The organism is Streptococcus sp. 2021WUSS126 (assembly GCF_044427255.1).
Classification (GTDB): Bacteria; Bacillota; Bacilli; order Lactobacillales; family Streptococcaceae; genus Streptococcus; species Streptococcus hashimotonensis.
Map to the genome: position 1 here is coordinate 19,877 of NZ_JAOTGI010000003.1, position 12,738 is coordinate 32,614.

Here is a 12,738-nt window from a genome sequence, read left to right on the forward strand (position 1 = left end):
CGAGTGGTTAAACTCGCTTTTTCTGTTTGGTTAGATTGAGTCCGAATGGGACAAGGTTCTCTTCTTTTTTCAAAATCCGCTGGATATTTTCCTTGTGGCGGATAATGACAAATAGGCCCAAAAAGACGATGATAATGGTAAAGAGCCAGTCGTAGCTTGGCAGGATGATTCCTATTGCTGGAAATAGCAGAGCTCCTAAGATTGCTAAAGCAGCAGCCAATACGCTGGAGAAGGAAACCATCGAAGTGAGGTAAAGAGAAGTCACAAAAATGATGACTAGATAGAGGCAAAAAGCAGGTGCGACGCCTAGAAGCATACCAGCAGATGTTGCAACCGCCTTTCCACCTTTGAATTGGGCAAAGATAGGGAAAGTGTGTCCCAGTACAGCCATTAGCCCAAATACAATCGGAGAAATTCCTTGGGCATGAAAGATTAGCGGAAGCAAGGCTGCCAACGTTCCCTTGAGAAAATCAATTACAAATACAATCGTTCCTGCCTTCGGACCTAAAATACGGAATGTGTTGGTTGTTCCAGTATTTCCCGAACCATGTTCACGAATGTTGATATTGAAAAAAGTTTGACCTATCCAAAGTCCTGACGGGATAGATCCCAATAAATATGCAATAAATAGTAAAATAAGATTGACTAACATGTTTTCATTATAGCATATTTTCATCTAATTTAGTCCAAAATCTTATTTTATGAGCTGTCTCAGCCGATAGGTAGCAGAAATATTTTGCAAAAATGCTAAAAAACTTGTAATATAGAAAGGATGATAAGTATGGAGGTCAATTTTGGCTAAGAAAGAGATTGATATAAATAATTACAATGATGATGCCATTCAGGTATTGGAAGGCCTAGATGCTGTTCGCAAACGCCCTGGTATGTACATCGGATCCACAGACGGAAATGGCTTGCACCATATGGTTTGGGAGATTGTCGATAACGCTGTCGATGAGGCCTTGTCTGGTTTCGGTGATCGGATCGATGTGACTATTAACAAGGACGGTAGCCTGTCTGTTTCCGACCGTGGACGCGGAATGCCTGTCGGTATGCATGCAACAGGCAAGCCAACGGTTGAAGTCATCTTCACCGTTCTCCACGCAGGTGGTAAGTTTGGTCAAGGTGGCTACAAGACTTCAGGTGGTCTCCACGGGGTTGGTTCCTCGGTGGTCAATGCCCTGTCCAGCTGGTTGGAAGTTGAGATTACCCGTGACGGAGCTGTTTACAAGCAACGGTTTGAGCAGGGCGGAAAACCAGTTACGACTTTAGAGAAGATTGGTACCGCTCCAAAATCAAAAACAGGTACAAAAGTTACCTTTATGCCTGACGATACCATCTTCTCAACGACTGATTTCAAGTTCAACACCATTGCCGAACGCCTGAAAGAATCAGCCTTCTTGCTCAAGCAAGTCACCATGACCTTGACAGATGAGCGGACGGGTGAGCAGGAGGAGTACCACTACGAAAATGGTGTCCAGGACTTTGTATCCTACCTCAACGAAGACAAGGAAACTCTGACACCTGTCCTCTATTTTGAAGGAGAAGATGCAGGATTCCAGGTCCAAGTGGCCATGCAGTACAACGACGGCTATTCAGACAACATCCTGTCTTTCGTTAACAACGTTCGGACTAAGGATGGCGGTACCCATGAAACAGGTCTCAAACTAGCTATTACCAAGGCCATGAACGACTATGCTCGTAAGACCAACTTGCTCAAGGAAAAGGACAAGAATTTGGAAGGCTCTGACTACCGTGAAGGTCTGTCTGCGGTCCTTTCTATCCTTGTACCAGAAGAGCATTTGCAGTTCGAAGGACAGACCAAGGACAAGTTGGGAAGCCCACTTGCTCGTCCTGTGGTGGACGGCATTGTATCGGATAAATTAACCTTCTTCCTTTTGGAAAATGGCGAGCTAGCATCTAATCTAGTTCGCAAGGCCATTAAGGCCCGTGACGCTCGCGAGGCTGCGCGTAAGGCGCGTGACGAATCCCGAAATGGCAAGAAAAACAAGAAGGATAAGGGCCTCCTATCAGGAAAATTAACTCCAGCCCAGTCCAAAAATCCAGCCAAAAACGAACTCTATCTGGTCGAGGGAGATTCAGCCGGAGGCTCTGCCAAACAGGGCCGTGACCGCAAGTTCCAAGCCATTCTACCCTTGCGAGGTAAGGTTATCAATACCGCCAAGGCTAAAATGGCGGACATCCTCAAAAATGAAGAAATCAACACCATGATTTACACCATCGGTGCAGGTGTTGGCTCAGACTTTACGCTGGAAGATGTCAACTATGACAAGATTATTATCATGACCGATGCGGATACGGATGGTGCCCACATTCAGACCCTCTTGCTGACCTTCTTCTATCGCTATATGCGACCGTTAGTAGAAGCAGGTCGGGTTTACATCGCCCTTCCGCCACTTTATAAGATGTCTAAAGGCAAGGGCAAGACAGAAAAGATTGCTTATGCTTGGTCTGACGGAGAATTAGAAGATCTCCGCAAGGATTTTGGCAAGGGCTTCATCCTCCAACGCTACAAGGGTCTTGGTGAGATGAATGCCGATCAGCTCTGGGAAACAACCATGAACCCTGAAACCCGTACCCTTATCCGTGTCACCATTGAAGATTTGGCGCGTGCTGAACGCCGTGTATCCGTCCTCATGGGCGACAAGGTCGAACCACGCCGCAAGTGGATTGAGGACAATGTTAAGTTTACCTTGGAGGAAGCGACAGCTTTTACCAAATAATCTCAGGGAAGTTGAGGTGCAGTATGGTTTTAGAAAATAAATTGGGGATTGAAAATTCTGCTGAATTAGCCCGTCTTGAAGAACAAATCAGCAAGAAAAAAGCAGCTCAACTGTTTGAAACTGGTCAGTTATTCCAGATAGAAGTTGGGACTTTTGCAGGTTTGGCACACATTCATCAGGCTTTATTTGAGGATATTTACGACTTTGCAGGGAAAATTCGTGATGTCAACATTGCCAAAGATAATTTTCAATTTGCTCCTCGAATCTTTCTTGAGCAGTCTTTAACCTATATCGACAAGCTACCTCACGAAACTTTTGATGAAATTGTTGAAAAATATGCGGATATGAACATTGCTCACCCTTTCCGTGAGGGAAATGGTCGTAGTATGCGTATCTGGTTGGATTGTATGCTACGAGATAGTTTGGGCAAGGTGGTTGATTGGAATAGTATTGATAAAGATGACTATTTCAATGCGATGATTAGAAGTCATGTATCAACAGGCGAGCTTAAATATTTATTATTTAAGGCATTAACAGAGAATCTTGATCAAGCAACATATTTCAAAGGCATCGATCAATCCTATTACTACGAGGGTTACAACCTTTATCGTATTGAGGATTTGTAAATCTAGCATAAACAAATGATGTGAGGTGTTTTATGCCATTAAGAGTAAAATTAACTGACCGTTTTCAAAAACGGTTGTCTGAATGGGCTCGAAAGCGCAAGCCATTTAAAAATAAACAGGAGTTGGAAGAGAAATTTGACCAAGCATTGAAGATTTGGCAATCTTCCAAAACTCGGCAACATGCAGAAAACTTGCTATCTGAGCAAGGAAAATTAGAACATTTTTTACATGGCACGGAACGGAAACTGTCTCGTATGCCTTTTGGTGGAGATAAATTTGCGGCTATTCCAGGCTTGATTTCCATGGTGCGAAGCTATATCCGTAGAGATTACAGCAAGTTACCCAAAGGGACAATCCTCGCAATTATAGGTGCTTTGATTTATTTTTTCAGTCCTATTGATGCCTTACCAGATTTCATCCTTGGAGCAGGTCTACTTGACGATGCCTTTGTCCTTAATGCCTGTTTGAAATTAATCAAAGCAGATGTCGAGGACTTTAGAAGCTGGCAAGCAAGCCAGTGGAAAGTGGATGAGTAGCTCTGCTATTTTCAAAAGGAGAAAGAAGATGTTAGAGAAAGTTGAACGCTTAATAAGTGAAATTAACCGTATTCATCTGGAGTATTCAAAGGATTATTTTGAAACAGGTAAGGTTGAAAAAGTCAATCTTAAGCATACCTTTGCCAAGGTTCCAACCCAGCCTATTCTGACTTATCGACTCAACTTACACGAGTCCATTAACGATTACTTGATGCGTGCCGATGTCAAGAATATTGCTTATTTTTATCGTGTCAAAACATCGGAATCGATTTTGGATAAGATTGAGCGTTTTAAAGAGAGAAGTGAGGGCTATCCTGTAAATTCCATTCTCAACGATATTTTCGGTGCTCGTATGATTTTAACTTCTGAGGAAATTGCGGAGGTCATGGAGCGTCTGGATGACTGGCAGGAACAATATGGTCTGAAAAACTGGTATCTGCGAGATAAAGACGGCTATATCGGTATTCATATCTATTTCAAAAATAAGAGCAATTTCTACTATCCGTGGGAACTGCAACTGTGGGATGAGAATGATGTAGAGGGCAATATTGCTAGTCATATCAAGTATAAGAGGAAGTTTGTGGGGGAATTTTCAAAGTTAATTTGATGATTTTGTAATTTTATTTTTAGAATTTGAATTTATAATATAGTTTCTTGGAGGTGGATATGACCTTTGATTCGCAACAAATTGAAGTTAGTCAAGTTGTTGATCTTGTTGATCGGTTGACAACGGCTTATTACTCATCTTTAGCATTAATTTTTACTATAGTTCTTGGTACGATTGCATTTCTTATTTACGACAAAAATAGTTTGAAAAAGGAAATGAGAGAAAAGTATGAGGAAATTGTAAAAATAAAATCAGAAGAATTAAAGCAAGAAATAGAAAGTAATCTTGATAAGCTTAAAGATGAAAATGTTATTGAATTAAAACGGATAGAAAATCTAAGTTATTATAACTATGTCAAAGATTCGTTAAGGAATATTTCAACCAGGTCTAATAAACTCCTTATCTGGAATATTGTTCATAACTATTATAAACGATGTTTACGTCTGATAATTGATATTATAGATAACGAGAATATTCCCAAAGGTAAAAAAGAAAAATATATACTATCAATTGTCAATAGGATAAACCACATAAGTAATCAAGTTAATAAACCAAAATTATTTTTATTTAAGCGACTGAGCAATAAAGCATTAGAGCACCTAAACTCAGTAATTGATATTGAGAAAAATATTTCTATTGTTTTAAAGAAGTATAACATAGCAAGAGAATGTCAAATAATGAAAATTGATGTTGAAAGCAACATTGAAAAACAAAAACATCTTAAAGATCTAACTGACTCTTTAGAGAATTTACAGAAATTAACTCAAAAAACAACTCAGAAAGAAAATGTTTAATTTATGTCTAACATTCAAAACATGTCCCTTGAGGACATCATGGGAGAGCGTTTTGGTCGCTACTCCAAATACATTATTCAGGAGCGGGCTTTGCCGGACATTCGCGACGGTCTAAAGCCCGTGCAACGTCGGATTCTTTATTCCATGAATAAGGACGGCAACACTTTTGACAAGGGTTACCGCAAGTCTGCCAAGTCAGTCGGGAATATCATGGGGAATTTCCACCCGCACGGTGATTCCTCTATTTATGATGCCATGGTCCGCATGAGTCAGGACTGGAAGAACCGTGAGATTTTGGTGGAGATGCACGGGAACAACGGTTCCATGGACGGCGATCCGCCTGCGGCAATGCGTTACACCGAGGCTCGCCTGTCGGAAATGGCTGGCTATCTCTTGGCTGACATCGAGAAAAAGACAGTACCATTTGCCTGGAACTTTGACGATACGGAAAAAGAACCCACTGTGCTACCAGCTGCCTTCCCTAATCTCTTGGTCAATGGAGCGACAGGAATTTCAGCTGGGTACGCGACTGACATCCCGCCACATAATCTGGCGGAGGTCATCGATGCCGTTGTTTACATGATTGATCACCCGACTGCTAAGTTAGAAAAGCTAATGGAGTTCTTACCTGGACCTGACTTCCCAACAGGTGCCATTATCCAAGGGGCTGACGAAATCAAGAAGGCCTATGAAACTGGTAAGGGGCGTGTTGTTGTCCGTAGCCGTTGTGACATTGAGCAACTTAAGGCTGGTAAGAAACAGATTGTCATTACTGAGATTCCTTACGAGGTCAACAAGGCTGTTCTGGTTAAGAAAATCGATGATGTCCGTGTCAACAACAAGGTGCCTGGTATTGCCGAGGTGCGTGATGAGTCAGACCGTACAGGTCTGCGGATTGCCATTGAGCTGAAAAAAGACAGCGATGAGCAAACCATTCTCAACTACCTTTACAAATACACCGACTTACAAATCAATTACAATTTCAACATGGTGGCGATTGATAACTTCACACCGCGTCAGGTTGGCTTGCAGAAGATTCTGTCCAGCTACATCGCCCACCGCCGTGAGATTATCATTGCTCGTTCTAAGTTTGACAAGGAAAAGGCTGAAAAACGCCTCCATATCGTAGAAGGCTTAATACGTGTTATTTCCATTTTGGATGAAGTCATTGCCCTTATTCGTGCCTCTGAAAACAAGGCGGATGCTAAGGAAAACTTGAAAGTCAGCTATGAGTTTAGCGAGGAACAGGCAGAAGCAATCGTGACCTTGCAACTCTACCGCTTGACCAATACCGACATTGTGACCTTGGAAAATGAAGAAGCAGCCCTACGAGAGCAGATTCAGACCTTGGCTGCTATTATCGGCGATGAACGGACCATGTTCAATCTTATGAAGAAGGAACTGCGTGAGGTCAAGAAGCAGTTTGGTAATCCTCGTTTGAGCGAATTGCAGGATCAGGCAGAAGCGATTGAGATTGACACCGCCAGCTTGATTGTCGAAGAAGAAACCTTTATCAGCGTGACCAAGGCAGGTTACATCAAACGGACCAGTCCACGTTCTTTCAATGCCTCAACCCTTGAAGAAATGGGCAAACGAGAGGATGACCAGCTGATTTTCTTGCAGAATGCCAAGACAACCCAGCATCTCTTGCTCTTTACCAATCTTGGAAATGTCATCTATCGACCTGTCCATGAACTGACAGATATTCGTTGGAAGGACATTGGTGAACACCTGAGCCAGACCCTGATGAACTTTGATACCAATGAAGAGATTATCTTTGCTGAACTGGTTGAGAATTTTGAAGAGGGGACTTATTTCGCGGTGACTAAATACGGTCAAATCAAACGTGTGGAGCGGAAGGAGTTTGCTCCTTGGCGGACTTACAAGTCTAAGTCAACCAAGTATGCCAAGCTCAAAGATGCGGATGATGTGGTCATTACCGTATCGCCTGTAGTCTTGGATGACATCATGCTCATGACAGAAAAGGGCTACGCTCTGCGATTTAACATTGAAGAAGTGCCAATCATCGGTGCCAAGGCGGCCGGTGTCAAGGCGGTCAACCTCAAGGATGGGGATGTGGTGGCTGCGGCCTTTATCAGCAATACCAGCTCTGTTTATCTCCTGACCCAGCGTGGTAGTTTGAAGCGGCTGGCGACGGAGGAAATCCCTGTGACCAGCCGTGCCAAGCGTGGTTTGCAGGTGCTTCGCGAACTCAAGGCTAAACCTCACCGTGTCTTTGCGGCAGGTCCAGTCTTGACGGACCAGGGAGATTTTGACCTCTTTAGTACAGCGAATGAAGATGAAACAACAAGTCAAGTGCTTCACGTGCAGTCTAAAACGGGCAAACTCTATGAGGTTGATGTGACCCAGCTTAGCCTGTCTGAACGCACTAGCAACGGCAGCTTCATTTCGGATACCATTTCCGATGAAGAAGTCTTCAGAACCTGGATAGACTAAAAAGATGAAAAGATTGCTCGCAAAGCAGTCTTTTTGCTATACTGTAGGGGAGGTAAATATTATGAAAATTATCAAATTATTTTTCAGTATAAAAGTCTATCTATGGCTTGTTCTGTCCTTCCTTCTGTTATTGTGCGGCGTATGGAGATACGGCTACATCTCTGGTGAAAAGAGCAGTCAACAGGAAGTGAGTGTCCATACGGCTATTGAGTCTGTCGAGCAAGTCAATGAATTGGTATTTCTAAATACAGCTGTCCAGAAAATTGTGACCGCTAAAAACTACACGGTCTTATTTGGTCAAGAAATGCCTTTCTCAGAAAAATCAGCCCTCTTGATCATCAAGTACAAGGCAAAATTTGGTATCAAAAGTCCTGTATCCATTGAACATCTTTCTGAAAATCGGTATAAAATTACCCTTCCAGCCTTTGAAGTCATTGGATTGGAATTGGATGCAGAAGAACCTTATACCTTATATGATAAGAGTGGTGAGATATTGAGTTTTGCGACAGAAGAAATCGATACTGCCCAACTCATCACAGATGAATTTCAGTCAGCAGAACGAGAAACGTTTCTAGCAGATTATCAGGAAGACATAAAAGAGTCAGCCAAAAACTACTATCAAAATTTATTTAATGCTATCTCACCTGAAATTCAACTAGAATTTGTTTTTAAAGAGTAAAAGTCTGGTTTACCAGGCTTTTTCTTATATTCACAAAATTTTCTGAATTTTTAATTGAAAATCACTTTCAAAAGTAGTAAAATAATAAAAAATGAATTTGGAGAAACTATATGACCGTGAACATTGACTGGGAAAACCTTGGTTTTTCTTATATGAAACTACCTTATCGCTTCATCGCTCATTTCAAAAACGGCCAATGGTCTGAAGGGCAATTGACCGAAGATGCGAAACTGCACATTTCAGAAAGCTCACCAGCCCTTCACTATGGCCAGCAGGCCTTTGAGGGCCTTAAGGCCTATCGCACCAAGGAGGGAAAACTCCAGCTCTTTCGTCCAGACCAAAACGCTAAGCGCCTGCAACGAACAGCTGACCGCTTGCTCATGGAGCCTGTACCGACTGACCTTTTCATCAAGGCTTGTAAAGAGGTGGTCAAAGCCAGTGCAGACTATGTTCCTCCCTATGGAACTGGTGGTACCCTTTATCTCCGTCCGCTCCTGATTGGTGTCGGCGACATCATCGGCGTAAAACCAGCAGAAGAGTACATTTTCACCGTTTTTGCTATGCCAGTCGGCAACTACTTCAAGGGTGGTTTGGCTCCGACCAACTTCCTCATTCAGGACAAGTACGACCGTGCGGCACCAAATGGAACAGGGGCAGCTAAGGTTGGTGGCAACTATGCAGCATCGCTCTTGCCGGGCCAATATGCTAAAAAGCAGGGCTTCTCAGACGTCATCTATCTGGACCCAGCTACCCACACCAAGATTGAAGAAGTAGGGTCTGCTAATTTCTTTGGTATTACAGCTGATAACGAGTTTGTTACACCGATTTCGCCATCAATCTTGCCGTCCATTACCAAGTATTCTCTCTTGTATTTGGCAGAGCATCGTCTGGGAATGAAGGCAGTGGAACGAGAAGTCCTTGTCGAAGAATTAGACCAGTTTGTCGAAGCAGGAGCTTGCGGAACAGCTGCAGTCATCTCACCAATTGGTGGTATTCAGATTGCAGACAAACTCCATGTTTTCCATAGTGAAACAGAAGTAGGACCTGTCACTCGTAAATTATATGACGAATTAACAGGTATCCAGTTTGGTGATATTGAAGCGCCAGAAGGCTGGATTGTCGAAGTAGATTAATTTCAGAAGGCTTGCACTTGCAAGCTTTTCTCTTTTTTTGTAGAATAGTAAAAGTGAGGTTTGAAAATGAGTAAAAAAGATAAAAAAATTGAAATTCAGATTGAAGATAGCAAAGTTCTTGTCAATAGAGAAGAGTTCCCTGGTTACCGCCTTGTTATAGGTAAAAAAGTAATTGGAGAAATTGCAGAATTGGCTGAAAATAACTTTTCAGTTATTAAAAATGGAAATACCGAAAGCTTTTACAAAAAATTAGAAAAAGCAGTCGGAAATATTATTGAAAATTATAATTTAAGTCACTAAAAGGCTTGTAATAGTCGCTATTTTATGTTAGAATAGTGACTGTTAGTGCACGGAGAGATAGCGAAGAGGCTAAACGCGGCGGACTGTAAATCCGCTCCTTCGGGTTCGGGGGTTCGAATCCCTCTCTCTCCATGTCTAAGATACTAAGGGCATCAAACGCATAGTAAAAATAGGAAGTTGACTGCAAATCCTGATTTGCTAGGCGACTTATCTTTTTTACACAGCGTTTAGCCCGAGTTCATTTCAGAATACTATCTTAGAAAATGTTTTGGGGTATCGCCAAGCGGTAAGGCAAGGGACTTTGACTCCCTCATGCGTTGGTTCGAATCCAGCTACCCCAGTAAAGGTACTAGATATAGTCTAGTTCGTCAAAGATGTCTAATTGTTGTTGTCCTTGCGTGTGCCTTAAATAAAATATATTTTATGTTGGGTCGAAAGACCTGATTGTCGGAGGTTTTTTTATAATGAACGAATTTGAAGATTTGTTGAACAGTGTAAGCGAAGTTACACCTGGTGATGTGGTAACTGCAGAAGTATTGACAGTTGATGCTGGTCAAGCAAACGTAGCTATCTCAGGTACTGGTGTTGAAGGCGTATTGACTCTTCGTGAGTTGACTAACGACCGTGATGCTGATATCAACGACCTTGTAAAAGTTGGTGAAACACTTGAATTGTTAGTACTTCGCCAAGTTGTTGGTAAAGATACAGACACTGTTACTTATCTTGTATCTAAAAAACGTTTGGAAGCACGTAAAGCATGGGACAAGCTTGTTGGTCGTGAAGAAGAAGTTGTTACAGTTAAAGTAACTCGCGCCGTTAAAGGTGGTCTTGCAGTTGAATTTGAAGGTCTTCGTGGTTTCATCCCAGCTTCAATGATCGACAGCCGTTTCACTCGTAACACTGAGCGTTTTGTAGGTCAAGAATTTGATGCTAAAATCAAGGAAGTTGATCCTGCTGAGAACCGTTTCATCTTGTCACGTCGTGACGTTGTTGAAGCAGAAGCTGCAGCTGCACGTGCTGAAGTATTCGGTAAATTGGCAGTTGGTGAAGTTGTGACTGGTAAAGTTGCACGTATCACAAGCTTTGGTGCATTCATCGACCTTGGTGGTGTAGATGGTTTGGTACACCTGACTGAATTGTCACACGAGCGTAACGTATCTCCTAAATCAGCTGTAACAGTTGGTGAAGAAGTTGAAGTTAAAGTTCTTGCAATCGACGAAGTTGAAGGTCGCGTATCATTGTCATTGAAAGCTACACAGCCTGGTCCATGGGATGGCGTTGAGCAAAAATTGGCAGCTGGCGATGTCATCGAAGGTAAAGTAAAACGCTTGACTGACTTCGGTGCTTTCGTTGAAGTATTGCCAGGTATCGATGGTTTGGTACATATCTCACAAATTTCACACAAACGTGTTGAAAATCCAAAAGATGCTTTGTCAGTAGGTCAAGAAGTAACTGTAAAAGTTCTTGAAGTAAACGCAGCTGATGAGCGTGTATCACTTTCTATCAAAGCTTTGGAAGAGCGTCCAGCCGCTGCTGAAGGCGAAGAAAAAGCAGAAAAACGTGCTCCACGTCCACGTCGTCAAAAACGTGAAGAAAAACGTGATTACGAATTGCCAGAAACTCAATCTGGATTCTCAATGGCTGACCTTTTCGGTGACATTGAATTGTAATTCAAATAAAAACTTGCCTTGTGCAAGTTTTTCATTTCCACCCTTAGTGTAATGGATATCACGTAAGATTCCGGTTCTTGAGATGGGGGTTCGATTCCCTCAGGGTGGACTAAAAAAAAGCCTGTACATTCAGGCTTTTTTCATATCATTTAGGAGAAAATCATGTTACATTTTGAAAATGATTATAACAAAGGTGCCCATCCTGCCTTGCTAGAAGCCATAGTTGTAAGCAACCAAGAGGGATTATCCGGCTATGGCACTGATAAATATACTGAATCTGCTATAGAAAAAATTAAACTGGCAACTGCCTGCCCTCATGCACAAATCACCTTTTTGACAGGTGGTACACAGACCAATCAAATTGTTATCTCTTCTATGTTGGCTTCTTATGAGGGTGTCATTGCAGCAGATACGGGTCACATTTCTACCCACGAAGCAGGAGCGATAGAATTCACGGGACATAAAGTAATGACTTTGCCACATAAAGATGGAAAAATTACAGCGAATGACGTGGATAGCTACATTAAAGACTTTTACGCAGATGCCAATCATGCTCATATGGTTCACCCAGGAATGGTTTATATTTCGCATCCGACGGAGTATGGTACACTTTATAGCAAGTCAGAGTTAGAAGCCTTGTCAATAGTTTGCCACACCCATAATATTCCGCTTTTTTTAGATGGAGCTCGCTTAGGTTATGGTCTTGCAGCTCGTGATACGGATCTTGATTTGCCGACAATTGCAGAGCTGACCGATGTTTTTTATATCGGAGGGACAAAACTCGGTGCCTTGTTGGGAGAAGCTCTGGTCTTCACCAAGAACAACCAGCCCAAGAATTTCGTATCGATCGTCAAACACCATGGTGCCTTGTTAGCAAAAGGAAGAGTGACGGGTGTCCAGTTTGATTGCTTATTTACTGATGACTTGTATCTTGAATTGGGGCGTCATGCTATCGCAATGGCAGAGCAACTGATTCAGATTTTGGAAGAGAAAGGCTTTCAATTCTATCTCAAATCCCCGACCAATCAGCAATTCGTTATTGTTAAGAATGAAGAATTGACTAGATTGACAGAAGCTGGAATTGCCTATGGCTTCTGGGAAAAATACGACGATAGCCACAGTATCATCCGCTTTGCGACCAGCTGGTCAACTAGTCAAGAGGATATTGATGAATTGAGAAATAGATTATAGC

General features: G+C 42.3%; 12 protein-coding genes and 3 tRNA genes. 14 read left to right on the plus strand and 1 reads right to left on the minus strand.

The annotated features are described in order from the left end of the window. Positions 1-7: 7 nt before the first annotated feature. Entirely contained in the window at positions 8-652 is a 645-nt protein-coding gene (gene plsY, locus ODU39_RS02240) for a glycerol-3-phosphate 1-O-acyltransferase PlsY (RefSeq protein WP_136671625.1), read from the minus strand. Between the two features lie 142 nt (positions 653-794). On the opposite strand from plsY, the gene parE reads away from it, so the two are divergent. From parE to ODU39_RS02310, 14 genes are all read left to right on the plus strand, one after another. Then, on the plus strand, positions 795-2,744 hold the full coding sequence (parE, locus tag ODU39_RS02245) for a DNA topoisomerase IV subunit B (protein WP_002935482.1): 1,950 nt from the start codon (positions 795-797) through the stop codon (positions 2,742-2,744). Between the two features lie 23 nt (positions 2,745-2,767). Beyond that, on the plus strand, positions 2,768-3,370 hold the full coding sequence (fic, locus tag ODU39_RS02250; protein WP_024401696.1) for a protein adenylyltransferase Fic: 603 nt from the start codon (positions 2,768-2,770) through the stop codon (positions 3,368-3,370). 32 nt (positions 3,371-3,402) lie between these two features. Then, the gene (locus ODU39_RS02255; RefSeq protein ID WP_398579752.1) at positions 3,403-3,906 is read left to right on the plus strand and encodes a YkvA family protein; all 504 of its coding nucleotides are present in this window, start codon (positions 3,403-3,405) and stop codon (positions 3,904-3,906) included. Positions 3,907-3,934: 28 nt separating this feature from the next. After that, positions 3,935-4,513: a GTP pyrophosphokinase gene (locus ODU39_RS02260; protein WP_172029970.1), complete on the plus strand. Its 579-nt coding sequence runs from the start codon at positions 3,935-3,937 to the stop codon at positions 4,511-4,513. Positions 4,514-4,572: 59 nt separating this feature from the next. After that, positions 4,573-5,307 carry a hypothetical protein gene (locus tag ODU39_RS02265; protein ID WP_172029969.1) on the plus strand — a complete coding sequence of 245 codons (735 nt, stop codon included), beginning with the start codon at positions 4,573-4,575 and terminating at the stop codon, positions 5,305-5,307. A 3-nt stretch (positions 5,308-5,310) separates the two neighbouring features. Further along, complete coding sequence (gene parC / locus ODU39_RS02270) at positions 5,311-7,764, plus strand: DNA topoisomerase IV subunit A (protein ID WP_398579753.1); 2,454 nt, start codon at positions 5,311-5,313, stop codon at positions 7,762-7,764. 61 nt (positions 7,765-7,825) lie between these two features. Then, positions 7,826-8,443, plus strand: a complete 618-nt coding sequence (locus ODU39_RS02275; RefSeq protein WP_398579754.1) for a DUF4230 domain-containing protein — start codon at positions 7,826-7,828, stop codon at positions 8,441-8,443. 110 nt (positions 8,444-8,553) lie between these two features. After that, complete coding sequence (locus tag ODU39_RS02280; RefSeq protein WP_105148339.1) at positions 8,554-9,576, plus strand: branched-chain amino acid aminotransferase; 1,023 nt, start codon at positions 8,554-8,556, stop codon at positions 9,574-9,576. Between the two features lie 66 nt (positions 9,577-9,642). Continuing rightward, positions 9,643-9,876 carry a DUF2969 domain-containing protein gene (locus ODU39_RS02285; protein WP_398579755.1) on the plus strand — a complete coding sequence of 78 codons (234 nt, stop codon included), beginning with the start codon at positions 9,643-9,645 and terminating at the stop codon, positions 9,874-9,876. A 51-nt stretch (positions 9,877-9,927) separates the two neighbouring features. Beyond that, a tRNA-Tyr gene (locus tag ODU39_RS02290) sits at positions 9,928-10,008 on the plus strand. Between the two features lie 137 nt (positions 10,009-10,145). After that, positions 10,146-10,217, plus strand: a tRNA-Gln gene (locus ODU39_RS02295). A 123-nt stretch (positions 10,218-10,340) separates the two neighbouring features. Next, positions 10,341-11,546: a 30S ribosomal protein S1 gene (gene rpsA / locus ODU39_RS02300; protein ID WP_024377837.1), complete on the plus strand. Its 1,206-nt coding sequence runs from the start codon at positions 10,341-10,343 to the stop codon at positions 11,544-11,546. 37 nt (positions 11,547-11,583) lie between these two features. Then, a tRNA-Arg gene (locus tag ODU39_RS02305) sits at positions 11,584-11,655 on the plus strand. A 53-nt stretch (positions 11,656-11,708) separates the two neighbouring features. Then, the gene (locus tag ODU39_RS02310) at positions 11,709-12,737 is read left to right on the plus strand and encodes a threonine aldolase family protein (RefSeq protein ID WP_398579756.1); all 1,029 of its coding nucleotides are present in this window, start codon (positions 11,709-11,711) and stop codon (positions 12,735-12,737) included. Position 12,738: the final 1 nt, after the last annotated feature.

Bases quoted from the DNA above. Each gene is read 5' to 3' on its own strand.
- plsY (WP_136671625.1), bottom strand. From the start codon at position 652: ATGTTAGTCAATCTTATTTTACTATTTATTGCATATTTATTGGGATCT.
- fic (WP_024401696.1), top strand. From the start codon at position 2,768: ATGGTTTTAGAAAATAAATTGGGGATTGAAAATTCTGCTGAATTAGCC.
- ODU39_RS02255 (WP_398579752.1), top strand. From the start codon at position 3,403: ATGCCATTAAGAGTAAAATTAACTGACCGTTTTCAAAAACGGTTGTCT.
- ODU39_RS02260 (WP_172029970.1), top strand. From the start codon at position 3,935: ATGTTAGAGAAAGTTGAACGCTTAATAAGTGAAATTAACCGTATTCAT.
- ODU39_RS02265 (WP_172029969.1), top strand. From the start codon at position 4,573: ATGACCTTTGATTCGCAACAAATTGAAGTTAGTCAAGTTGTTGATCTT.
- parC (WP_398579753.1), top strand. From the start codon at position 5,311: ATGTCTAACATTCAAAACATGTCCCTTGAGGACATCATGGGAGAGCGT.
- ODU39_RS02275 (WP_398579754.1), top strand. From the start codon at position 7,826: ATGAAAATTATCAAATTATTTTTCAGTATAAAAGTCTATCTATGGCTT.
- ODU39_RS02280 (WP_105148339.1), top strand. From the start codon at position 8,554: ATGACCGTGAACATTGACTGGGAAAACCTTGGTTTTTCTTATATGAAA.
- ODU39_RS02285 (WP_398579755.1), top strand. From the start codon at position 9,643: ATGAGTAAAAAAGATAAAAAAATTGAAATTCAGATTGAAGATAGCAAA.
- rpsA (WP_024377837.1), top strand. From the start codon at position 10,341: ATGAACGAATTTGAAGATTTGTTGAACAGTGTAAGCGAAGTTACACCT.
- ODU39_RS02310 (WP_398579756.1), top strand. From the start codon at position 11,709: ATGTTACATTTTGAAAATGATTATAACAAAGGTGCCCATCCTGCCTTG.